Source organism: Rhizobium sp. USDA 3886, from assembly GCF_056279785.1.
Genome location: NZ_JBWCDC010000003.1, coordinates 2,018,038 through 2,041,598, shown reverse-complemented (window position 1 = coordinate 2,041,598; position 23,561 = coordinate 2,018,038). Strand labels below are relative to the sequence as shown.

Here is a 23,561-nt window from a genome sequence, read left to right as displayed (position 1 = left end):
CGTGAGGAATGGGTGTCGCCAACTCATTGCTGTCAAAAGGCTCATCGATTTCTCGTGCGAGATCTCGCTTGATCCTATGTCTGGCCAGTCAGCATGAAGGGGCCTTGATGCTGACCCATCGCCGTCCATGTCTGCCGACGCCAGGTCACCTTCGCGCCCACTTGTCGTCTAAATTTTGGGCCTCGTCCTGCACCCGCTCGGATGCGCGTCGCTGTATATCGACTATTCGTCTCTGGCCCGGTAGTGTGTGGGGCAAATGGCTGGGGCCGCGATCGGGCATATGTGTGGATACAAGGTGAGAAACGTGTCGGTCGAAGCTGACCAGCTTGCGAGCATGATCAATCACGCGGTCGCACCGGCGTTCATGCTCAACTGCGTCGTCGCGATGGTGGCAATTCTGGTCAATCGAACAGCCAGCGTCACGGAGCGCATCAGAAAGCTTCGCGAGATCCACGAAGACGATGTCGCAAGAGCGCGGTTGAAGAAGGAAATAGGTGAACTGCGGCGGCGGGAACGGCTCTTGAACAATGCGCTCCACCTGTCCGTACTGGCCGGAATCGGCGTGACGTTTTTGCTGCTCTTCGGCTTCGTCATCGCCTTCCTGGGATACCGCCACGAACCGGGAGCCGCCCTTCTTTTCATCGCTGCTCTTTCCTTCCTCGCGGTGGCGTTCTTCCGGCTCTTGCAGGACATCCGGCTCTCACAGCGCGAGCACGACGATCGCCCGACATCGTAATCGCCAGCCGCTCCCCCTGCTGGTGCTCTACAATTACGCGGTCTGCTTCACATAAATCTCGGGATCAAAGTCGACGCGCCTTGCCTTCCCATCAGGCGTTTTCAAGATAAGCTCGACTCCGCCTCCAATAGAATGCATGTACCGCACGACTGACGATATGAGGACGTCGTCAGCGCTTTCGATCTTCGAAACCGTGTTCTGCGTCATAGCGGCACGTACCGCAACCTCTTGCTGCGTGGCATGCATCGCCTTGCGCACTTCCGCCAGGGCCTTACCCAGACGACGCTCTTGACGTTTTGCGTCAAGCCGAGCTCGAACATCTTCGGGAAGTTCGGCTCGTAACGTCTTCCACTCAGTGCTCATTTTTCTTCTCCATTAACCACGCATCGAACCGCGCGTCAGCTTTGTTGATCAGTTGTTTGTAAAAGAGCGATTGGTTCATGCCTTGCTTATCCCCTCCGCAAAGAATAATCGCACTTTGAGCGGGGTCGAAGGCAAAAGCAAAACGCCACGCCTGTTTTCCAAACTTGACTCTGATCTCTTTCATATTCGCATAATCGGACCCGAAAGCGTATCGACCTCAGGACGACCTAAGAAAGGACCATCGTCTTCTAGGTGGTCCAACACTTCGCCAACCAACTCCTTCAAACCCATCTCCAGCTCTTTCCATTCAGGGATGAAGTCGGGGTGGAATTGCACGTTGTATGTCATCGACTGCCTCAAGAAATATATCTTCAAAGATATAAAGTCAAGACATGATTGCAGGGTGCGCACTACCTGCTTAACAGTCCTGTCGATGCAATTTTAAGCGCGCGTAGGATGAGATATTATTATCTTCTCGTTTATCAGCCCCTCTGGATCGCGGTGATCCAACGAGTTTTAGTCGGCTCGCCTTGGTGGCAGTTGCTTACCTAATCGCGCGTTTTTGCTGCTCTTAGGCTTCGTCATCGCCTTCCTGGGATACCGCCACGAGCCGGGAGCCGCCCTTCTTTTCATCGCTACTCTTTCCTTCCTCGCGGTGGCGTTCTTCCGGCTCTTGCAGGACATCCGGCTCTCACAGCGCGAGCACGACGATCGCCCGACATCGTAATCGCCAGCCGCTCCCCATCCGGCGACTGCAATCCCCAGAAATGAACGGACACGCCGACGATCGGCCCCTGCTGGCTGCGGGTCTCGACCGTCTTCGCCCCGCCGAGGATTCGCCTGTCAGCAGTAGGATCGCATGCACATGAATGGCCTTCATGAGAAGGCCCCCGAAATCGTTTGCTCGCGACTGTGCGATAGGAAGTGGATTTCGGCAGGCAGGAACATCTATTGCTGGTTGACGGCCTGTCGCAACTGCCTCAGCAGATCCGAGATCTGCTGGTCTTGTGGTCTCAGTTCGGCCATGCGCTCTGCGAACTTCAACGCGTCCGGCAACCGCTGAAGCTTGAGACTGTATTGGAGCGCGAGGCCCGTCAAATCGGGATCCGAGCCGGCGGCCGCCCAGGCATCGAGCCTGTTCAGCGCGTCTCCCGTCCTTCCGACGGAGTCGAGGGCAACCGCAAGCGTCGTCTTGTAGCGGGAGTTCTGAGGATCGAGCCGGATCGCTTCCTCCAGTTCCAAAATGGCGTTGTCAATCGCCTTCTTGCGAACCAGGGACAGAGCATGCCCGTAACGCAGATCGGCGCGATCGGGCGCCACCGAGATTGCTTCGGCATAGGTTTGCTCGGATCTGTCGGTCTGGCCGGTGGCACGATAGAACTCCGCAAGATTAACCCGTGATCCTTCCAGTGTCGGGTCCAGCGAGATTGCTCGCCGAAAGGCGGCCTCCGCCTCTGCTATGCGCTGCTGGCCGAACAGGAAGAAGCCATAGTTGCTCTGCGTTTCCGCAACGTCTGCATTTGTATCGACGTAGGCACGAAGGTCGTTGACGGCGGCTTCGAAGCTGCCTCGCTGGTTGCCGAAGAGGTCGGGAGGTGTGCTTCCGAGGGCCGTTGCTGCCGCTACGCGCACGGCGCGCGTTTCATCGCTGAGCAGGCCGCCGATCGCCTCCAGCCGGCGCTCCGGCGGAAGGTTGACTGCGGCTTCCGCTGCTCCGAGCCTGACGAGTGGATCTGCGTCCACGGATGCGGATCGAACGTCAGCGGTGACGTCCGCTCCGTCAATTCGGCTCATTCTGGCAACGGCGCTGCCCCTGACGATCCCGGCCTGGTCCTCGTCGTTGACGAGCTTGCGGAGTGCGTCCAACGCAGCCTGCTCGCCATTCGCGGCGCCCGCGAACGCATGGGCGATCGTCGGACGCTTGCGCCATTCCGCTCCGTACCATTTGTCCATGGTTTCCGCTGCCCAGGCGTTGCTCTTGCCCGCGTGACAGGTCATGCATGCATTTGGCGTTCCGAAGGTCGCCGATAGATCCGGTCGAGGAATGACGAACGAGTGATCGCGTCTCGGATCGACTTTCATATACGTGCGCTGTGGCATGTGACAGTTGGCGCATTGCGCGCCGGCCGAGCCGACTGGATGGTGGGTGTGGCTCGGATCGTCGAACAGTCCGCTGGGATCCTGCTTCGCAAAGCGCTCGGGCTTGATTTCCGAATGGCATTGCGTGCAGAGCGCGTTGCCCGCGGCCTTGAGGCCGGCCTCATGCGGACGATGGCAATCGAGACAGGTCACGCCCGCCCTTGCCATTTTGCTTTGCTGAAACGAGCCGTACTCGAAGACCTCGTCGAGTATCTGCCCATCGGGAAAGTAGAGATCCTCTCGCAGCAGTGCCGGGGAGAAGTAATCGAGAAAAGGCTTCCCGGCCTCGTGGCCGGTCAGGAGCCTGGTCCGTCTTGCATGGCAGGCAAAACAAGCGCTTGCGTCGGCTTTCGGCAATCCGAGGTCTGGATTGCTGATGGAGGAGGCCTTGCCGGACGCCGCCCAGGCGACGTGCTTCGCGCCAGGGCCGTGACAGGATTGACAACCGATGCTCGTGGCGATGTAGGTCGACTTGTATTCGTTCGTCGCCGGTTGAAAGCCCGCTTGTGGATCGGTCGAGTGACAGTCGATGCAGGTGCGGTTCCAGCGGTAGAACGGACCCGTCCAGTGATAGGTCGAGCCTGGTTTGGCTGGGGTATTGTTGCCGAGCCAGAACCACTGCTGTCTGGTTGTGTCCCAGGCGACGTCAAGCGCCTGCAGCCGGCCGCCTCCCGTGTCGACCAAGTATTGTTGAAGGGGCTCATAGCCGAATGTATATTTCACCTCGAACTCGGCTTCCTTGCCGTCCGGTCCCTCCGTTCTGACGAGGAACCGTCCGTCGCGGCGGGAGAACGTCGTGACAGTGCCGTCATGTTCAAACCGGGAATTGTTGAAATCCGCCCGAACGGCGTTTTCGTCGGCTAACGCCATGGCCCTTGCATGGTCGGATTTCGCGAAAGCGGCCGCCTGATCGCCATGGCAGGACGCGCAGGTCTTCTCGTCGACGAAGCCCTCATGAACAGATATCCGAGGATCCGGGACAGGTATCGCGACGTCATCGGTCGCAAGGCTCCCCCCGGTGGACGCGAGCAACACCAACAACAGGAGGATTATCCTTCCAACCGCCGCTGACCGAACAGATGCTGCCACTCAATCGCTCCATCATACCAGTTTAGGAAACGTCACGCCGCCGCGGCGGCGTGACGGGAATGGGGTCAGTAGCAAGGCGGGTAGGGATAGTAGCCGCATTGCGGGCCGTTGGTATAGTAGGGATAGTAGGGACGCGCTGCTGCCGCTCCGATGGCCGCACCGGCGACCACGCCAGCGGCGACCGGGGCGCCGCGATACCAAGCTCCGTGATAGACGGGCGCATGCCAGTAGCTGCCTCCCACACGGTTGATGTTGGTGTCGCCGATCTGCACGCCATTGCCCCTGAAGCTGCCTCCGCCAAAATCTCCCCCAGCAAAACTGCCGCCGCCGAAGCCGCCACCGCCGAAGCCGCCACCGCCGCCGAAGTGATCGATGAACAGGGCTGCAGGCCCAGTTGCACCGCTCAGGCTTCCTTCCAGAATGGCAATGTCGAATGTCAGCGTGTTGCCGTCGAGCTTCGGGGTTTTGAGCGTGACGACGGCGTCGCTGACGTCCGATCCGTCGCCACCCAGCACCGATACCGTCGCGTTCGGAGGATCGACGGCGAAATTGTCCTTGCCGTCGTCCCATTGCATGATGAAGTGTTCGGTCATCATATGCCCGGAAGCTCGCACCGGCCGGTCAGCAAAGACGATCGAGTTGGGCGAGACACCGGTCAGCACGAGCTTTCCGTTCTCGATCTTGGCTGCCGAGTTGATAACCGCCAATGACGGGACCGGACCCGTTGGCGCGACTTTGCCAATTGCCTTTTCGAGCGGTACGTGGGGCTTTTTCGGGGCTCCTGCGCAAAGGCGGCAGTGGCCAGCGCGAAACCTCCGGCGAAGGCCAGTGAAGCAATATGGTCGATTTTCATTGTGATATCCTCCCAGGCGGGACAGGCAGCACACCTGTCCCGGTGAACGCTGTTGGAGTCCAATGTCACCGCAGAGCCGCGTAAGGCCTTAGTCTTTGAAGATCTGCTTCCAGTCGGCCTTCATGTCGACAACGGTCCAACCTATGATCGCTGCCGCGTCGAGCGCCTTGTCGAGGCGGCCGAATTGAGTGTCACGGTCGTAGGCATATTCGCGCTCCGCATCGGTGTGGTGGACGAGGACGCCGAGACGCGCGGGCGCACCGCCCATCGTCGTCCATTGCAGCATTTCAAGGTCACCGTCGGAATTGCCGAAGGCCGCAATCGGCCGGCGGCCGATATGCTCGTTGATCCCAACCGGCTTGCCTGCCTTGTCGTCGATGAAGTTGACTTGCGGCAGGCGATACAAGGTCGGCGTGTCGTCACGCATCCTGAACTCGGTCTTGATCGACGACCCAACAACCTGCTCTGGCGGGACGCCGTAGACCTGCTCCGTCCATGGCCGCATGAACTCAACACCGCCGCCCGAGACGATGAAGGTCTTGAAGCCGTTGGCGCGCAGATAGGCGAGCAGCTCGACCATCGGCTGATAAACGAGTTCGGTGTAGGGGCGCTTGAACTTCGGGTCGCGCGCAGTGGCAAGCCAATCGGTAACGATCTTCTGGAAGTCGTCGCTGGTCAGTCCGGAATGGGTCGCCATGATGAGTTCCAGGAGACCCTTTTCGCCGGATGCGGCCAGCGTCTTCATGTCGCCTTCGAGCACGGCCTTGAACGGCTGCGTGTCCTTCCATTCCGGGTGTTCCGGAGCAAGCGCCTTCACGCGATCGAGCGCGAAGGCGAGTTGCGTGTACATCGGATGCTCGGTCCAAAGCGTGCCGTCATTGTCAAACACGGCGATGCGCTCCAGTTCCGGGACAAACTCCGGCGAACCCTCCTTTGTCACCTTCTCGACGAAGGCGACGATCGCCGCCTTCGGGGCGGTGTCGTTCCAGGAGGGAAGAGGATCGGTCTGGGCGAAAGCCAGCGGTGCGACGAGCAGAGCCGCGGCGGCAGCCAATATGACGCGACGGGTCAGTTCGGGGAGATCATACTTCGCAAGCATGTGACACTCCGTATTGTTATGTTCATCACGTTGCCGATCGACGGCGAAATATTCATTGGCGGCCGACCGCAAAGAGCGATCAGCCGCGCAGATTGACGCCATGCTACTGAGCTGCGCGTTGTTTAACCGCGGCCTCGATTTGCGCCTTCACAGCGTCGAGGTTGAAGCTTGCGCCCTTCTGCAGCGGCGGATACTCGATTGCCGTTTGGGCGAGGGCAGCTACCTGCTGTTGGACGAACACGAAGCGCCAGAACTCGTAGACAAACCAGCCCATGAAATTTCCCTGCGCGCCATCCAAGGTCCCGTTTTCCGGATCGCCTAAGCGCTCGAACGGGTCCAGGCGCAGGTTTGTCAGGGTGGGCGCGTTGAGCTGGTTCTTGACGCCGATCCAACCGTGGGGTTGGTCAATGAAGCGATACTTGTAGTCGCCTATGCGCACCGCTCCGAGAGTGCTTTCGCCAAAATAGAATACCTCCTGCCGGGCAGAGAGTCCCTTGCCGGTGACCAAGTCCAGCTGATTGTAACTATCGAGATGGTTCTTGTAGGTTTTGTCGCCGACGGTTTTGCCCTTCAGCAGTTCCTCCTTGATGTTCGGATTGCCGGCAGCGGCAACAAAGGTGGGGAACCAGTCGAGGCCGGAGACGATGCCATTTTCGACCTTGCCCGCAGGCACTTTGCCGGGCCAGCGTATCATCGCGGGGGCACGGAAGCCGCCTTCATAGACGGTGCCTTTTTGCCCCTTGAACGGGGTGTTGCCGCCGTCCGGCCAGGTGAAGGTCTCGGTGCCGTTGTCCGTCGTGAACACGACGATCGTGTTGTCGTCCACGCCCATGTCCGTCAACTTCTGCATGGTCGCGCCCACTATGTCGTCGAGCTGGGCCATGCCTGCTTCCTGAAGCGACCATCCGTTCTTCGAATTGCGCAAAGCCTCATATTTGGGTGACAGATGGGTCACGATATGCATGCGTGTGGGATTGAGCCACAGAAAGAACGGCTTGTTGTCCGCCTTCACTTTGTCGAGCCATTTGAACGCGATATCGCGGATTTCTTCATCCACCGTCTCCATCCGATCCGGATAAAGAGTACCGGCGTCTTCGATCCTCTGCTTTCCGACCTTGCCCCAGCGCGGGTCTACCGTTGCATCGTCGGTTTCGGTCGCAAAGCTGTGAACCATGTTGCGGGGGCCGACCTTGTCCAACAATTCCTGCGGGTAGCCGGGGTGTGACGGGTCCTCCATGGCGTCGAGGTGATAGAGATAGCCGAAGAACTCGTCGAAGCCGTGGACCGTGGGCAAGTACTCGTTGCGGTCGCCGAGATGGTTCTTGCCGAACTGCCCCGTGGCGTAGCCCAAGTCCTTGAGCGCCGTCGCAATGGTCATTGCTTCCGCCGGCATGCCGACAGTGGCGCCGGCTTGGCCAACCGTGGTCAGGCCGGTGCGAATTGGAAGTTGGCCCATAACGAAGGCCGCGCGACCAGCCGTGCAGCTCGCCTCGGCGTAGTAGTCGGTAAACAGCATGCCCTCGTTGGCGATCTTGTCGAGGTTCGGCGTGCGCCCGGCCATCATGCCGCGGTGATAGGCGCCGATGTTCCAGATACCGACGTCATCTGCCATAATGACGACGATGTTGGGTTTTTCCTGTGCCGCCGCGGGGTCGACCGTTGTTATCGCGGCAAATGCGGAACCCAAAAGACCAAGCCAGACGTTTTTAAATCTATGCATTGTTCAATTCCTCCCAACTGCCCGAGGCGGGGCCGGTGGCCTGCGCCCTCGTTGAAAACTGCCCAACTGACACGTGCCCAATTTCGCACTGAGGCGGTCAGAGTCCGGCGGCCCAGGCGTGATCCTAGGCCGCCGTGCGGCGTTAGTTGCCGGTCGGCATCGGAATGCTCACGCCTTCTTTCGCCAGGGAGTCTCGGACCCACTGGAAGCGTTCGTAATCCGACAGTGTGATGGGGCCGTTGTAGGTCAGACTCTGGGGCTTCCGAGGCGGGTACTCCACGTACGTGGCCATGATCTTCTTCAATTCCTCGCCCATGACCACGCCCATCCAGGTCCGCTCGGTGAAGTTGTTCATGAAAATGTCGTAGCGTTCCTGCGGGTCCTGCCACAGATCGAACACCTGAGGCACTGTGGCTACATATTTCTCCGCACCCTTCCAGCCGAGGTTGGAGTCGACGGCCAGCCCGCCCGTTGAGGCTCCGTCATCGCCGCGGATATTGAACGCGAACTTGTAGTTGTTGACGCGTATCGCGCCGGGCGAGAGCTCGTTCTCGGTAAAGTAGAACCATGATTTGCGGTCCGACTTTCCGGTGCCGAGCAGGATCGGCGACATGTCGTGACTGTCGAAGATGATGGGCTTGTCTTCGCGGTCCTTGTCAGGCAGAGGAACCGCGCCGACGGCGGCGAAGGTCGCCATCAGGTCGAGGCCACCGACGACATCGTGATTCTTGGTTCGAGGTTTGATCTTGCCCGGCCAGACTGCAATCGCAGGAACACGGTTGCCACCCTCGCGCAAGGTGCCTTTGGTGCCGCGAAACGGCGTGTATCCGGCGTCCGGATAGACGTCCTGCCAGGCCCCGTTGTCCGTCGTGTAGAAAACCAGCGTGTTCTTGTCCATGCCGGTTTCACGCAGCTTGTCCAAGATCCTGCCGATGTGCGTGTCGAGTTCTACGATCGAGTCTGCATACTTCGACTTCGACAGGGACTTGTGCTGGAACTCGGGCGCCGGAAGGTTCGGTTGGTGCACCTTCATGAAGTTGACGTTGATGAAGAACGGCTGATCCGGCTTCTTTGCGGCGGCATCCAGGAATTCGATCGCCGCCTTCTCAACATAGCCATCGAAGTATGGGATGCCGACGACACCTTCCTTGCCGTCGATCACCGGCGTGTCGACGTACTGGCCGTTGATCTTGAAGTCTTCCTTAACCTCGCCGCCGGCCTTGCCGGACAGCGAGCCTTTGGTCACCTTCTGGAACATCTCCCTGAGTTTCGGATCCATGTCCGGGAACCAGGTCGGATCGGCATAGGTGTAGGCGTTGAGATGATAAAGGCCGACATATTTCATTTCGTCATAGCCCTGAGCGGTCGGCATCGCGTAGTCTGCCTCGCCAAGGTGCCACTTGCCCGTGAAATAGGTCTGGTAGCCACCTCGTTTCATTACGGATCCGAGCGTCCATTCGGCGGCGGGCAGGCCTCCGCCCTGGCCCTGGAAGGCAACTGTCGTCATGCCGCTGCGGTTTGGAATACGTCCGGTCTGCATCGCGGCGCGGCCGGGCGTGCAACTCGGCTGGGCATAGAAAGAAAAGAACGTCATCCCTTCGTCTGCCAGCTTGTCGATGTTCGGCGTCGGCATGCCGCGGCCCTCGCCGCCGCCATAGGGGCCGAGATCGCCGTAGCCTGTGTCGTCGGAGACGATGAACAGGATGTTGGGCTTTGCTGGCGCGTCCTGCGCTTGCGCGGATGAGACTGCGCACCAGGCAATGGTGGAGGAAGCCAATGCTCCCATGCAGCGGATAAGGATTCTGCTGTTCATATCAAATCCTCGGTTGGACGTTCGCCTGAGTGATGGCAGATACCGGGCGTCGCCGCGCGGTTGCATGCGTCAGGCGAAACGGAACTTTACACTGCGATAAACCGACGGAGCCTCTACCCAGTCGGCCGACGTGGACATTAGCGGATGCAGGTGGTCGCCGATATTGCCCTTTAGGGAATCTGGCATGCGATGTCCCAATCAATGGTAGTATATTGTGAGATGACATTACACCGTTAAGGTGTTATTGTTGTGCGGCTTTGGGGGAAGCCGGATGGGTTCGGGCAAGTGGTCAGGTCGATTGCAGTGCGCTGGCCTCTTGCTGGCGGCCGGCGCATTGATTGTTTCGAACTGCCACGCGGCAAATTCCGGCACATCGTTCCCAATCATCGACCGGGTCCCGCGCATCCTCATCCTCTATCCCTACGACGAGAGGGTCGTGGCGACGACGGTTGTCGGAGAAGCGTTGCGTAGCCGTTTGCTGGGAGCGACAGATGGCAAGGTTGATTTGTTTTCAGAGTTCCTGGATCTGTCGAGATTTCCGGAAGCCGACCATGTCGCACGCATGGGGCAATACCTCGCAGAGAAGTATGCCGCTCGTCGCCCCGATGTGGTCGTCGCGCTTGGCAGGGAGTCCGCCAGCTTCATATCGGCCAACCGCAGTGCGATCGCACCCACCGCAAAAATTGTCGCGGCCGGTTTCGGCAACTCCACTGCCGAGAAGATCAATCTCCCGGATGACGTCATCGGCGCCTTCACGACATTCGACATCCTGAAAACCGCTGAAATGGCCCGCAACCTGCAACCCAAGGCCCGACACCTCTACATCATCGGCGGATCGTCCGACTTCGACCGGGGATGGTTGGCGACGGCCCGCGCCGATCTCGGCGAGTTCTCGAAATCATACGACACGACATACCTGGAAGATCTGACGATTGAGGAGTTCATCGAACGCGCAGCACATGTGCCCTCCGACAGCATCATCCTTGCCTTGACGGTTTTTAAAGATCGCGCAGGACGGAACTTCATTCCGCGCGAAGCGGTGAGGCAGATTGCAGCAACTGCCAGTGCGCCCGTCTACGGCCCCTATCAAACCTACATCGACCACGGCGTCGTCGGCGGCAATACCGTCACGTTCGAGACGTTGGGGCGCACCGTCGGAAACCTCGTCATCGATGCGATCGCCGGCAAGCTGGTGGCGGACGTCAACGCGTCGCAGACATACATCGTCGATGCCCGGCAACTTCGGCGCTGGGGGCTGCCGGAGAAGGATCTGCCGCCGGGTACCATCCAGATGTACAAGCAGAAAGGCTTTTGGGAGGAACATTGGCTAGCGGCGACAGGGGTCCTTGCCGTCGTTTTTATGCAGGCGGGCGTTATCGCAATCCTTCTATTCGAGCGACGCAGACGCCGTGACGCGGAGCGCCGGTCTCGCCTTCACCTGCTCGAGGTTGTTCATCTCAACCAGTCCGCAACGGCTGGCGCTTTGTCGTCGTCTATCGCCCACGAACTGAACCAGCCCCTGTCGGCCATCCGAAACAATGCCGAAGCCGCTTCCGAGCTGCTTCGAAGCGAAACCCCCAATCTGGAATTGATCCGGCAGATTCTTCAAGACATCCAGGAAGACGACCAGCGGGCAGGCGATATCATTGGCAGGATGAGGGGGTTGCTCAAGAAGAGAAGCGAGATCGACTGGCAAGAGTTCGACCTCAACGACGTCATGTCGAGCGCCATTCGCATCATTCACGGTGAGGCCGAACGCCGGGGCATTACGTTGAAGGCGACTGAGCCGACAGCAGAGTTACCCGTACGTGCCGACAAGGTTCACGTGCAACAGGTCGTCCTCAATCTGGCAACAAACGCGATGGACGCCATGTTGGATGTCGGTTCTCCCAGGAGGACACTGACGTTCGCGACAGGACTGGCCAACGAGAAGGCCGCGCTCTGTGTCACCGACACAGGCAACGGTATTCCAGAGGAGCGCCTTCCCAGAATCTTCGACCCGTTCTATACGACCAAGCAAGCCGGGACCGGATTGGGTCTTTCCATAGCGCGCGCTATTGTCGAGACCTACGGAGGCACGATCTCGGCTTCCAACCGGCCCGAAGGCGGCGCAATCTTTCGCGTTGTCCTGCCCCTGGCTCGGCGGGAGGAGAACGTTTGATGAAGCCGGTCATCCATATTGTAGACGACGACGAGTCCTACCGAACGGCGACTGCGAGGCTGCTTTCCACGTATGGTCTCAAAGTCGAGGCCTACGAATCCGGCGATCAGTTTCTCTCTTGCCTTTCAGACTGCGAGCCGGGCTGCGTTCTTCTTGACCTGCAGATGCCCGGCCAGAGCGGCTTGCAAGTACAGCGGCAACTGCGGGAGCGAGCACCTCTGTTGCCGATAGTCTTCCTCACAGGCGAAGGAGATATAAAGGCCAGCGTCGACGCGATGAAGGCGGGCGCACAGGACTTTCTGGAAAAACGCACATCGACGGCGGTGCTGATAGAAACGATCGAGCGAGCGTTGGCCCAATATGAGAGGCAGCGCAGCGAGCACGAGCGGCGTCAGGAAGAGCGGGCGTTGGTGGCGAGCCTGAGCGCGCGCGAAGCCCAAGTCTTTGAGTTCATCATCCGTGGCCGTCTCAATAAGCAGATCGCTTATGCCCTTGGCGTTTCGGAGCGTACGGTGAAGGTGCACCGCCATCGCGTGATGGAAAAGCTCGGCGTACGGTCCGTTGCCGAAGTCGTGTCGATTGCAGCCAGTATCAGTCCTGTAGAGCGAAGCCCTTCTGGGCGGAACGTCCCGGCGAGTTCCCTTTAGGGCAATATCAATCGAACGCCAACACGCCTACTATTAGGGCTATCGTGTATCTCTCACATAGTCACGAGTGGGGGCTTGAGATGGGAAAGCTGCGCCGCACGGTCGCCGTTGTAGACGATGACGCAAGCATACGGCGGAGCGTCGGACGGCTCCTCAACGCCTATGGTTTTGCAGCCACAGAATATGCATCCGCTGAAGCCTTTCTCGCTCAATATGAAAGCATCGACGTTGCCTGCCTTGTGCTGGATATCGACTTGGACGGTGGCATGTCCGGCATGCAATTGCAGCGTAGGCTGAAAGAGGCGGGCTCGAACCTGCCGGTCATCTTTATCACAGCACTCGAAGAGCGACGCCTGCAGGCAGAGGCCGAGTGGGCGGGGTGCATCGCGTACTTGCGAAAGCCGTTTGCCGGATCCGATCTTATCGCGGCAATCAACAAGGCGCTCAGTGTGTAAGCAAGGCAAATCTCCGGAATGCAAGCTGACGGACAAGAAACGGATGGTCACGACATCGATGATTAATCGCCTTTTTTCGTCCGAAGCACGCCGATGAGGGCCTTCCCGTCGGTGAAATAGGGATCGCCGCCTCCGTTGCGACCGGTTCTTGTCGCCCCGATGCCATCGATCTCATAGCTCGACAGAAGTTGGCCCGCCTTGAGAAGATCGCCGATAACCAGGTTCCGCTCGGCATCGATATCCGGGCCAATATGATGCGTAATCTGCCCGGTGTCGTGACTGAGACCGACGCCACGATCAAAGCTTGCCGAGCCAAACCATAGCGGACGGTTGTCCTCCCCGGGCTGCTTCGTGAGCCAGAAACGAACATGGTTGCGCTCGTCGGCGCTTTTGCCCAAAGGCTTCTCGAAGGCGAGGTCCTGCTTTCTTCCCTCAAAAAACAGCGGGCTGACCGGGGCATCGAGGTCGGGCCGGTCAAGCACGACGCTCAACCCGATATCGATCGATGTGCGCAAGGTGATTTTATCGGCAGGATCCCATCCGGCCGCGACAAAGGCGCGGACCACGTCCTCCTTCGAACCGACGAGACCGACATTGACCGGATCGCCCGGAATGTCCTGCGCGGTGGTCGTGACCATGTTGCCCAGCTTCGCAACGCGATCCGCATCGTGAAAAACCCAGATCTCGGGAATGACAAAATAAGCGAGCAGCAAATATATGCCTAGCAGGATAGTCACGGCGCCCAGCGCCGTTCGAATTTTCGTGCGATGACGCATTGGATTTCGCCCGCCCCCAAGTCTCTCGGAACGATACGGCGAAATTGCAAATGATGCATCCAGAAAGTAAGAGACTGCGTAGGTACTGCGGGTAGCTGTCGAGTGGAACAGGCGGGCGCGAAAACTCAGCCATCGACCAGCAGATTGCTTTCTCAAAATGGCTTATCCCGTTGGCTCCGGAGCAACTAAATCTGGATGGCCGATAGAGATTAAATTAAGTTTATCAGCGATTTAGGAGAATCTGTTCTGGCGAGTAAGCCTGGCAGCATGGCCATCAAGATTCTTGATCTTGTCGAACGAAAAGGACTGGAAGTGCTGCGATAGCAGCTTGCTGACAGTATGGAAGGATTTGCCCGCCTTGTGCGGGCATTTTCAATTTGGGAGATGGAATAATCTCAATTCGGCATGTGCCGGTGACACCTCCACTGGGCAGAAGAGCCGGATTTCGTGGCTGACTGGTCGGGGCACTTGAGAAGGGGCGGCGGCCCGTGCTCGCGCTTGCACGGGCCGCCGCCCAGTTAGTTTCCGGCCTCATTCGCCGCCTTTTCGATGACGTCGGCCACCTTTTCCGGCTGCGAGGCGAACACCGCATGGCTGGCCTTGATCTCGGTCACCTCGCTGCCGGCCCGTTCCGCCATCTGACGTTCGAGGTCCGGATTGATGGCGCGGTCCTCGGTGGCGACGATCGTCCAGCTTTTCTTCGTCTTCCAGGCGGGATCACCGGCTTTGGCCGAGAAGGCTTCCTTGGAGGCGAAGACCTGTGATTTCGCCAGGAACGCGGCTTCGTCTTTCGGAAGGTCGGCGGCAAAGTCGTTCGCAAAGGCGGCGGGATCGAGATAGAGATACTTTCCGTCCGTCGTCTCGCGGATGTTCATGCCGCCGGCCGGCTTGGAGCTTGCGAGGCTGAGCAGGCTTTCGCCCTTGTCCGGCTGGAACGCGGCGACATAGACAAGGCCGGCGACATTCGTGCTGTGGCCGGCTTCGGTGATCACCATGCCGCCATAGCTGTGGCCGACGAGCAGGGCCGGGCCGTCCTGGAGGTCGAGGACCCGTTTGGTCGCGGCGATATCGTCGGCGAGCGAGGTGATCGGTTCCTGGACAATGGTAACATGGAAGCCGCGCCGTTCGAGGATTTCGGTCGCCTTGCGCCAGCCGGAGCCGTCCGCCAATGCGCCGCGGACGATGACGATGTTCTTCACGTCCGCAGCCTGGGCTGCGAATGCGATCACGCTGGAGGCGAATGCGATGGCGAGAGTGGAAAGATAAAGGCGGTTCATGGGGTTACTCCTGTTTTTTTATGTTTTCGATGAGGGAAGGGATGGTCAGCCGAAGGTGAAAGCGTAAGCTTCGACCCCGGGATCGAGGAAACGGATCTCGAAATTCCGCGCCTCCACGTCGCCGGACTGGCGGACGAGCTGGTAGAGCCTGGTCGCCGTCACCGTGCCGTTGCCGTCGGCATCGATATCGGCTCCCCGGCCGGCTCCCGGAGCCTTGCCGTCGATCGTCACCTGGAAGCGGACCGGTTTGCCGGACGGACCCGGACCGAGGACGAGATGGAGGTCGCGGGCGCTGAAGCGGTAGGCGATGCGGCCCCCCGGCTGGTTGAGGGTTGCTTGTTCCGCACCGACGGTCCAGCTGCCGGAGAGGCCCCATTCGTTGAGGCTCGGCTCGGCGACCGAGTAGTCGCGGGCGGCGTCGGCTTGCAAGTTTTCCCGGGAGGCAAAGTTGGTGGCGCGCTTGTAGCCGAGATAGGTCTCGCCGGAGCGGGCATTGCGAAGGTCGGGGCTTGCTTCTGCGCCCTTCGCGTTGGGGCTGACCGGTGCGCTGGCCGCCATCGCGCTTCCAGCTTCGCGCAGCAGATCCTGGATCGCCTGCTCGGTCTGGCGGTAGTTGCCTTCGCCGAAGTGGTGATAGCGGATCTGGCCCTTGGCATCGATCAGGTAATGGGCCGGCCAGTAGCTGTTTTCGAAGGCACGCCAGATGCGGTAGTCGTTGTCTATCGCGACGGGATAGCCGATCTTGAAGTCGCCGACCGCCTTTCTGACGTTGTCGATCTTCTTCTCAAAAGCAAATTCCGGGGCATGCACGCCGATAACCACCAAGCCCTGGTCCTTATATTTCCCGGCCCAGGCACGGACAAAAGGCGTGGTGCGGATGCAGTTGATGCAGGAGTAGGTCCAAAAATCGACAAGCACGATCTTGCCGCGCAATTGTTCTGTCGTAAGCGGCGGCGAGTTCAGCCATTCGACGGCGCCATCCAGGGAAGGCGCTGGGCCCTCGACGGGCAGGTCGCTGCGGAACGGCCGCTTCGTATCGGCGGCTGCGATCATCCGGTCATCGCTGGCGGCCTTGGACGGCGCATCGGCGGTGGGCTTTGCATGCAGGCGGTCGAGCACGGTCTGTTCGAAGGAGGTGGTGCTGGCATAGGAAAGCTGAGCCAGCAGGCCGGTATCCAAGCCGAGCGCAATGGCGGCGACGCCGGCCAGCACGGCCGCGCCCAGAACCTGGCGGATCCGCTCGCTGACGCCGAGCGACCGTTTCATGCCGGCAAAGATTTTTCCGCCGGCAGTAAGGGCGATTGCAAGCGAGGTCGCCGCACCAGCAGCATAGGTGAGCAGCAGGAACGTCGTCTCAAGATTGGCGCCCTGCAGCGCAGCGCCCGTGAGCACGATGCCGAGGATCGGCCCTGCACAAGGCGCCCAAAGCAGGCCGGTCGCAACACCGAGCACAAGCGAGCTTGCCGCAGTCTGTGCGGAACCCGACTTACCCGAGGCGTTCAGCAGCCTGTTGCCGAAGTCGACCACCGGCTGGGTGACGATGCTCGCCACATGCGGCGAAAGAAGGCTGACGCCAAAGATGGCAAGCACCACGATTGCGGCGAGGCGGCCGTATTCATTGGCGTGGATTGCCCAACTGCCGCCGACCGCGGCAAGTGTCGCAACGAGCGAGAAGGTGGCGGCCATGCCGATCAGCATCGGCAGCGTGCTGCGGACGAAAGGCTGCCCAGCGCGGGCGAAGACGAATGGAAGGACAGGGAGGATGCACGGGCTGAGAATGGTCAGCGCTCCCCCGAGATAGGCAATGATAAGAAGCGTCATCATCGTTTCCTTTGAAACCGAACTGTCGGGCTCTGGACGGCGATGCGGCTCGACCAGCAACGGGGGCCAATCTGGCGGGTGCGACGTATCCAGGATGTGTCCGGTTTAAGGGGAATTGTACCGAAGTGTAGAAATCGGCCGGGCGCTACAGTGCGACACAAATTGCCCGCGGACCTTGCTGCCCTAGCGTGCCGGCCGCAGGTGAATTGTATCGGAATGTATCTGGAGGGCTCGATGCTACATCCGCATGCAATAGGATGCGATGCGCGAAACATCGGGGATACATGCCGGCCGTTTTCTGCCGTCATCAAACTCAAATCGGAGAAAGCCAATGTCCAGTGAGATCAATCACCAGCGCCGTCGTTTCTTTGGCATGGCCGCCCTGACGGTGGCAGCGGTCGAATTCGGCCTCAGCAGGACCGCTGGCGCCCAGCCCGCCCAGGTTCCCGTGGCGGCGCTGCCTGCCGTCGAGGCGGGTACGCATATCTCCTTTGATACATTGAAGCAGGTCAGGACCGGCGTGCTTGATATCGGCTATGCCGAGGCCGGTCCGGCAGACGGCCCTGTCGCCCTGCTGCTGCATGGCTGGCCTTACGACATCTTTAGTTTCGTGGATGTTGCGCCACTACTGGCATCGGCCGGCTATCGCGTACTTATGCCATACCTGCGCGGTTACGGAACCACACAGTTCCTCTCCAAGGATACGCCGCGCAACGGCCAGCAGGCTGCAATCGCCGCGGACATGATCGCCTTCATGGATGCGCTCAAGATCGAACGCGCCGTCATCGCCGGCTACGACTGGGGCGGCCGCACGGCAAATATCATGGCGGCCCTCTGGCCGGAACGCTGCAAGGCTATGGTCTCCGTCAGCGGCTATCTGATCGGCAGCCAGGAAGCGAACAAAAAGCCGTTGTCCCCGCAGGCCGAACTTTCCTGGTGGTACCAGTTCTATTTCGCCACTGAACGCGGCCGCGCCGGCTACGAGGCCAACAGGCATGACTTTGCAAAACTGATCTGGAAGCTCGCCTCGCCGCAGTGGCGTTTCGACGACGCAACGTTCGACCGCTCGGCTCAGGCCCTCGAAAATCCGGACCATGTTGCGATCACGATCCACAATTATCGCTGGCGGCTGGGTCTTGCGGAGGGTGAGGCGAAATATGACGAACTGGAAAAGAAGCTCGCCGCCTTTCCGGTCATCACCGTGCCGACGATCACCCTGGAAAGCGATGCCAATGGCGCGCCGCATCCCGAACCGGCCGCTTACGCGAAGAAGTTCTCCGGCAAGTATGAACATCGTACCATTACTGGCGGCATCGGTCACAACCTGCCGCAGGAGGCGCCGCAGGCTTTCGCGCAGGCCATCCTGGATGTCGATCGCTTCTGAAGGGCGCTTGGCTGCCGTCAGAGCATTTCCACACTTCGCGGCAGCCGGATCAGCGTTTAAGAAAGGCAGCGGGCCACGATCTTGCCCGGAGCTGATAAAGGATTTGAAGGTCCGAAGATGGAGCATGTCGACCATATACTGATCGTCGATGACGACCGCGAGATCCGTGAACTGGTGTCGAGCTATCTGAAGAAGAATGGCCTTCGGGCAACGGCCGCCGCGGACGGCCGCCAGATGCGCAGTTTCCTCGATGCCAATGCGGTCGACCTGATTGTGCTGGATGTGATGATGCCGGGTGATGACGGGCTCGTATTGTGCAGGGAGTTGCGGGTCGGTAAGCACAAGGCGACGCCGATCCTGATGCTGACAGCCCGCAGCGACGAAATGGACCGGATCATCGGGCTTGAAATGGGCGCCGACGACTATCTGCCGAAGCCGTTTGCCGCACGCGAACTTCTGGCCCGCATCAAGGCGGTGCTGCGGCGCACCCGCATGCTGCCGCCGAACCTGCAGATCAGCGAGGCAGGCGAATTGCTGGCTTTCGGCGAATGGCGGCTCGACACGGTCGGCCGGCATCTCCTTGACAGGGAGGGAACGGAGATCGCGCTGAGCGGCGCCGAATATCGGCTGCTGCGCGTCTTTATCGACCACCCGCAGCGCGTCCTCAGCCGGGACCAGCTCCTGAACCTCACCCAGGGCCGCGATGCCGACCTGTTTGACCGCTCGATCGATCTCCTGGTGAGTCGCCTGCGCCAGCGGCTCGGCGACGCCGCGCGTGAGCCGGTCTATATCAAGACGGTGCGCAGCGAAGGGTATGTCTTTGCGGTTCCGATCGAGATCGCGGAGCCCAAGCCATGAAAGCGGACGGCATGTCTCGTCCCGGCTGGTGGCCAAGCACGCTCCGCGCCCGGCTTTTTCTCATCCTGTTTACCGGTCTTACGATCGCCTACGGCCTTTCCTTTAGCGTGCTCTTCCTCGAGCGTTACATGTCGGCGAAGGCCGTCATGCTCGGTACGCTCGAGAGCGACATTGCGACCTCGATCGCGATCCTCGACCGTCTACCGGCAAACGAAAGGGCTGACTGGCTGGATCGCCTTAGCCGCGGCAATTACCGTGTCGTGCTCGGGCCGGGCCTTCCCGGGGTGCCGGACATGTCCGGGCGGGCAGCCGAGATCGCCGGCCGGATCGAGGAGGCAGTCGGGCACCGGCTTCCGCTGCGCATCGAATCCATTCCCGGCGACGGGAAAAGGCTGCAGGGCCATCTGACGCTTTCCGACGGCTCGCCGCTCACCATCGACGTCACGCCGACCGGCGTCATGCCGATCGCCGAATGGCTGCCCTATGTGCTCGCCGTCCAGATGGCCCTTCTGGTGCTCTGCACCTGGCTCGCGGTTCGCCAGGCGATCCGGCCGCTGGGCGACCTCGCCGCCGCGGCTGACGCCCTCGACCCGAACAAGAAAGCCTCGCCGCTCAGTGAAACCGGGCCGCGCGAAGTCGCCCATGCCGCGCGAGCGTTCAATGCCATGCGCGACCGCATCGCCCATTACCTCGAAGAGCGGGTGCAGATCCTCGCGGCGATCTCCCACGATCTGCAGACACCGATCACCCGCATGCGGCTGCGCGCCGACATGGCGGACGACTCGCCCGAAAAGAACAAGCTCCTCCATGATCTTGGCGAGATAGAGCGGCTGGTGCAGGACGGCATAGCCTATGCGCGCAGTTCGCATGGCAATGGCGAGAAGACCTCCCGCATTGAGCTTGCGTCGTTCATCGACAGCATTGCGTATGATTATCAAGATACCGGGAAATCCGTGACCGTCACCGGCCTCGTCCAAGGCACGGCCACGACGAAGCCGCATGCGTTACGCCGCATCCTGTCGAATTTCATAGACAATGCGCTGAAATTCGCCGGTGCCGCCGAAATCAGCGTGGAGCGAAAAGGCGAGCGCAATATCATCATCACGGTGCTGGATCGCGGACCCGGCATTCCGGAAGAGATGCTCGAAGCTGCGATGCAGCCTTTTTTCCGCCTCGAGCAATCCCGCAACCGCGAGACCGGCGGAACTGGTCTGGGTCTTGCCATCGCCCAGCAGCTTGCCGCGACGATCGGTGGCTCGGTCAGGCTCTACAATCGCGCCGGAGGCGGACTGGCGGCCGAGGTCAGCATCGGCTAACTCCGGGAATTTCGGACGTTTTTGGAAAAACGTCCGCCGGGCCGCTGCTGCGCTTTGTTACACTTTCGCCGATTTCGGAAACATGCCGGACACGTCAATCCGTCAAACGACTCCCTGTCAGAAGACGTTGCAGACAGCGACACAAACAAAGGAATGCTCCATGACGAAGATCGACAAGGTTCTCTACACCGGCAGGACTCATACCACCGGCGGGCGCGACGGGTTCTCGCGCAGCGATGATAGTCAACTGAACATCAAGCTTTCGCCTCCGGGCAGTACCCACGCCGGCACTAATCCCGAGCAGCTCTTCGCAGCCGGCTGGTCGGCCTGCTTCATCGGCGCTATGGGCCTTGCCGCCGGAAAACGCAAGCTCCGGCTTCCCGACAACGCGGCCGTCGATGCGGAGATCGATCTCGGCACTACGGATGGCGCCTATCTCCTGCAGGCCCGCTTGAAAATCAGCCTGCCGGGTATCGAGCCGGAACTCGCCCGAGGGCTTGTCGAGGAAGCCCACCAGACTTGCCCATACTCTAAGGCAACGCGTGGCAACATCCATGTGGATCTGCAGATCGCCGCGTAAATGCGAAGAGCTGCAGTGGCCTGGCTTGGCGCTTGATAAAGCGCAAACTCTAAGGGAATGGGACACGGCTCAAGCCGTGTCCCGGAGGGTCGAATGAAACCGGTGATAATCTGCATCCTAAGCGCGGCTATCTTCGCTACGTCCTGTGTCTAACCATCGCCCGCCCGGACGGCCGTTGCTTTCGGTATTTGCGGACTGATTTCGCGGCTGAGACCGAGTCGGCGTTTGCTGCGCGAACGGTGTGCCAGCAACGCATTATACCGATCGCGCATCTCGTCTGCTTAGATGTCTCCAGAAACCCACAGCTCGACGATCGCCATGAACTCGGCGTCTCCGTCGAATCACCCGCTCGGCTATGGCGTGATGTCATTCTGTCCGGCTCCGATTTCGAATTACGAGCATGGCTCGCGCGATAGCAATCGCTGAAGATTCGTGCCACTTGAAATCGGCCCATGCAGGTCTCATTTAGAGCTCACTTCCCGTTTTGACGGCCTCTTGCTTGACCTCCGGTTGGAGCGTTCGATGCTGTCCGGGTTGGAAGGGCGCTCCCCGAAAGGGTCGAGCGCCCTTTTTGTCTCGATTGTGCTGACGTATTAAAAAGGAGCCCGCGACGGCGATCGACTCAGGCCGCCGAGCGGTGTTTTTTAACGCGAGCTCTCGGCGTTCTTTGTTTCGATGCTGGTTCGGCGTTATCGTCAAATAAGGACGACAAGATCACCGGTTCCCGGTCCGGAAACCGGGCGACGAGTTCCAACGTGCCGCCCATGGCTCCGACATAGCCGCGCAAGGTCGACAACAGCAGATCGCTTCGCTTCTCCAGCCGCGAGATATTCTCCTGTTTTACGCCAAGCGTTTCAGCCATGCGAACCTGGGTCAAGTCTCGAGCTTTCCGGAGGTCCTGAAGTGTGCGGTATTCCTCTAGGCGCTCGTTGCCGAGGAGTTCGAGACGCTCGCGGCGCTCCGCGGAGAGGTTCTGAAGAACCTCATCCAATGTTCTAGCCATTCTTTTTCTCCTTCATTGCCTCGAGATGCTGCGTAAAATCTCTTGTCGGTTCTTGCAATCATTCAGCTTGCTTCGCAAGGCATGGCCGCGTCCACTGCAGACCGCGGACGCGGTCCGCATTGTCCGCAACCCCACCTTTCTCGCCTCGCATCGTCCTGACCTTGGGCCGGGCCGCTTCGCCCGTTCGTGTCGACCGCACCCGAGGCACAGCGCCGGACAAACGGCAGCTTCGGGCTTTGCTCAACCACACGGACACGGCATCAATCATGTAGTAGACACGATAACCAGGCCCATGAAGGCTGTAATATTTTCGAAAGCTCAGGTTCACGAGGCGAAAGCTACGCGCGAGCCTGCTGAAAATGGCAATTCAAATCAAGCCGTTTTAGCGTAGATAGATCTCATTGACAGCGAGTTCGCGATACACCGGAACGCCGAGACGCCCGTTGGAATGATTTGCGTTCTTAAAGCTGCATTTTCCGGAGAGAAGATTCTATGCAATGGGCCTTATTTTTCGACCGTTGATGAGGCAAAGAATTTCGCGTTCAATCAATATGGGCAAAGCGTCTGGTCATGCATAGTGACCGATGACGACGGCATTTTCGGGATCGGCGCATGAACGCGCTACTTCTGGTTTGGCAATCTGGGGTGATTGAGCTTGCAGAATGATGATTTGGAAAACATCCAGCACGGCCAGGTGTTTCGTGCCAAGCAATGGATTTATCGGCTTATAAAATACCTGTTAGTGCGACCTGAGCCTGTATTCGATCCCACACTAACCGGTAAGATTGTTGCGGTCGTCGGATCGGCGCCACAGGCGAACATGCCCGCCAACATGGATGACACGTATCGAATCGTGACGATCAATGGTTCTCAACATACGGTGGAATCATGGGGCGTCGCCAAGCCACACATAACGATCATGCAGTACAACCAGATTGAAGGGCTTAATACGAATGCTCGCGAAGTCCGTCGGATTTTGAGGGGAAGGGAGACCGGAACTCTTTATCTTATGCTTTGGCGCCATGGCCGGCGCCAACTAGAGCAGGGGCTACGCGCATTTGATTACCGGTGCGACAATCTTGAGATTGTCGACCGCTATAGGCGAGTTTCACTGGTTCGGAAGGTGAGTGGGATTCTTAATTTCGAGCTCGATGCCTCGACGAAATACTCGAACGGCATTATCGCGGCTTTACTCGCTCTCAATAGCAATGCGGCGGCCGTGATTTTGTCGGGCATTGATCCATCATCAGCGGGACACGTGTATAATCATGTTGGACTGGCACGAAAACATTCAGAGCCGGATATGAACATGATCCGGCGATTGGTTAAGTTGGGGATGCCGATTTTCACGGCTGATCCGAATGTATCGGAGGCCACCGGTCTACCGCTGTGGCAACCGGTGCCGACAACCTGACGACGGCTACGCAGGTCTCTTGAAGACGGGTCTTCCGGGGTGGAGCCGTCAGTGCGA

The 23,561-nt window shown here is 59.6% G+C and carries 20 protein-coding genes and 1 pseudogene; 9 read left to right on the top strand and 12 right to left on the bottom strand.

What is annotated here, in order from left to right:
- The first annotated feature begins 304 nt into the window (after positions 1–304).
- The gene (locus tag ACZ9BX_RS32695; RefSeq protein WP_476222448.1) at positions 305–736 is read left to right on the top strand and encodes a DUF2721 domain-containing protein; all 432 of its coding nucleotides are present in this window, start codon (positions 305–307) and stop codon (positions 734–736) included.
- A gap of 33 nt (positions 737–769) precedes the next feature.
- Here the strand turns inward: ACZ9BX_RS32695 and ACZ9BX_RS32690 are convergent, their stop codons facing one another.
- The 8 genes and pseudogenes from ACZ9BX_RS32690 to ACZ9BX_RS32655 form a co-directional block, all read right to left on the bottom strand.
- The gene (locus ACZ9BX_RS32690; RefSeq protein WP_476222446.1) at positions 770–1,099 is read right to left on the bottom strand and encodes a helix-turn-helix domain-containing protein; all 330 of its coding nucleotides are present in this window, start codon (positions 1,097–1,099) and stop codon (positions 770–772) included.
- Entirely contained in the window at positions 1,089–1,283 is a 195-nt protein-coding gene (locus ACZ9BX_RS32685; RefSeq protein ID WP_476222445.1) for a type II toxin-antitoxin system RelE/ParE family toxin, read from the bottom strand. The genes ACZ9BX_RS32690 and ACZ9BX_RS32685 overlap by 11 nt, the downstream gene beginning before the upstream one ends.
- The gene (locus ACZ9BX_RS32680; protein WP_476222444.1) at positions 1,280–1,447 is read right to left on the bottom strand and encodes a hypothetical protein; all 168 of its coding nucleotides are present in this window, start codon (positions 1,445–1,447) and stop codon (positions 1,280–1,282) included. Before ACZ9BX_RS32680 ends, ACZ9BX_RS32685 begins: the two co-directional genes overlap by 4 nt.
- Positions 1,448–2,047: 600 nt before the next feature.
- Positions 2,048–4,327: a tetratricopeptide repeat protein gene (locus ACZ9BX_RS32675; protein WP_476222442.1), complete on the bottom strand. Its 2,280-nt coding sequence runs from the start codon at positions 4,325–4,327 to the stop codon at positions 2,048–2,050.
- Between the two features lie 65 nt (positions 4,328–4,392).
- Positions 4,393–5,180: pseudogene (locus tag ACZ9BX_RS32670) on the bottom strand (hypothetical protein).
- 88 nt (positions 5,181–5,268) lie between these two features.
- Positions 5,269–6,279 carry an HAD family hydrolase gene (locus ACZ9BX_RS32665; protein WP_476222440.1) on the bottom strand — a complete coding sequence of 337 codons (1,011 nt, stop codon included), beginning with the start codon at positions 6,277–6,279 and terminating at the stop codon, positions 5,269–5,271.
- 103 nt (positions 6,280–6,382) lie between these two features.
- Positions 6,383–7,999, bottom strand: a complete 1,617-nt coding sequence (locus ACZ9BX_RS32660; RefSeq protein WP_476222439.1) for an arylsulfatase — start codon at positions 7,997–7,999, stop codon at positions 6,383–6,385.
- Positions 8,000–8,141: 142 nt separating this feature from the next.
- Positions 8,142–9,812: an arylsulfatase gene (locus tag ACZ9BX_RS32655; RefSeq protein WP_476222437.1), complete on the bottom strand. Its 1,671-nt coding sequence runs from the start codon at positions 9,810–9,812 to the stop codon at positions 8,142–8,144.
- Between the two features lie 271 nt (positions 9,813–10,083).
- On the opposite strand from ACZ9BX_RS32655, the gene ACZ9BX_RS32650 reads away from it, so the two are divergent.
- The 3 genes from ACZ9BX_RS32650 (at position 10,084) to ACZ9BX_RS32640 (ending at position 13,075) form a co-directional block, all read left to right on the top strand.
- Positions 10,084–11,973 (top strand): sensor histidine kinase, encoded by a 1,890-nt coding sequence (locus ACZ9BX_RS32650; RefSeq protein WP_476222436.1) that lies wholly within the window; start codon positions 10,084–10,086, stop codon positions 11,971–11,973.
- On the top strand, positions 11,973–12,620 hold the full coding sequence (locus tag ACZ9BX_RS32645; RefSeq protein WP_476222435.1) for a response regulator transcription factor: 648 nt from the start codon (positions 11,973–11,975) through the stop codon (positions 12,618–12,620). Before ACZ9BX_RS32650 ends, ACZ9BX_RS32645 begins: the two co-directional genes overlap by 1 nt.
- 80 nt (positions 12,621–12,700) lie before the next feature.
- Positions 12,701–13,075 carry a response regulator gene (locus tag ACZ9BX_RS32640; RefSeq protein ID WP_476222433.1) on the top strand — a complete coding sequence of 125 codons (375 nt, stop codon included), beginning with the start codon at positions 12,701–12,703 and terminating at the stop codon, positions 13,073–13,075.
- Between the two features lie 62 nt (positions 13,076–13,137).
- On the opposite strand, the gene ACZ9BX_RS32635 is transcribed toward ACZ9BX_RS32640, so the two are convergent.
- The 3 genes from ACZ9BX_RS32635 to ACZ9BX_RS32625 all read right to left on the bottom strand — a co-directional run bounded on the left by ACZ9BX_RS32635 (position 13,138) and on the right by ACZ9BX_RS32625 (position 16,949).
- Positions 13,138–13,851: an LssY C-terminal domain-containing protein gene (locus tag ACZ9BX_RS32635; protein ID WP_476222431.1), complete on the bottom strand. Its 714-nt coding sequence runs from the start codon at positions 13,849–13,851 to the stop codon at positions 13,138–13,140.
- Positions 13,852–14,369: 518 nt separating this feature from the next.
- Positions 14,370–15,128 (bottom strand): alpha/beta fold hydrolase, encoded by a 759-nt coding sequence (locus ACZ9BX_RS32630; protein ID WP_476222429.1) that lies wholly within the window; start codon positions 15,126–15,128, stop codon positions 14,370–14,372.
- A 45-nt stretch (positions 15,129–15,173) separates the two neighbouring features.
- Positions 15,174–16,949, bottom strand: coding sequence for a cytochrome c biogenesis protein DipZ (locus ACZ9BX_RS32625; protein WP_476223109.1), 1,776 nt, complete (start codon positions 16,947–16,949; stop codon positions 15,174–15,176).
- A 331-nt stretch (positions 16,950–17,280) separates the two neighbouring features.
- Between ACZ9BX_RS32625 and ACZ9BX_RS32620 the strand changes: the two genes are divergently transcribed.
- The 4 genes from ACZ9BX_RS32620 to ACZ9BX_RS32605 all read left to right on the top strand — a co-directional run bounded on the left by ACZ9BX_RS32620 (position 17,281) and on the right by ACZ9BX_RS32605 (position 21,087).
- Complete coding sequence (locus ACZ9BX_RS32620; RefSeq protein ID WP_476222427.1) at positions 17,281–18,333, top strand: alpha/beta fold hydrolase; 1,053 nt, start codon at positions 17,281–17,283, stop codon at positions 18,331–18,333.
- 117 nt (positions 18,334–18,450) lie between these two features.
- Positions 18,451–19,191 (top strand): response regulator, encoded by a 741-nt coding sequence (locus ACZ9BX_RS32615; RefSeq protein ID WP_476222425.1) that lies wholly within the window; start codon positions 18,451–18,453, stop codon positions 19,189–19,191.
- On the top strand, positions 19,188–20,507 hold the full coding sequence (locus tag ACZ9BX_RS32610) for a sensor histidine kinase (protein WP_476222423.1): 1,320 nt from the start codon (positions 19,188–19,190) through the stop codon (positions 20,505–20,507). Before ACZ9BX_RS32615 ends, ACZ9BX_RS32610 begins: the two co-directional genes overlap by 4 nt.
- 160 nt (positions 20,508–20,667) lie before the next feature.
- The gene (locus ACZ9BX_RS32605) at positions 20,668–21,087 is read left to right on the top strand and encodes an organic hydroperoxide resistance protein (protein WP_476222421.1); all 420 of its coding nucleotides are present in this window, start codon (positions 20,668–20,670) and stop codon (positions 21,085–21,087) included.
- A gap of 622 nt (positions 21,088–21,709) precedes the next feature.
- On the opposite strand, the gene ACZ9BX_RS32600 is transcribed toward ACZ9BX_RS32605, so the two are convergent.
- Entirely contained in the window at positions 21,710–22,090 is a 381-nt protein-coding gene (locus tag ACZ9BX_RS32600) for an XRE family transcriptional regulator (protein ID WP_476222419.1), read from the bottom strand.
- A 655-nt stretch (positions 22,091–22,745) separates the two neighbouring features.
- On the opposite strand from ACZ9BX_RS32600, the gene ACZ9BX_RS32595 reads away from it, so the two are divergent.
- Positions 22,746–23,504, top strand: a complete 759-nt coding sequence (locus ACZ9BX_RS32595; RefSeq protein WP_476222418.1) for a membrane-anchored protein — start codon at positions 22,746–22,748, stop codon at positions 23,502–23,504.
- Positions 23,505–23,561 lie beyond the last annotated feature (57 nt).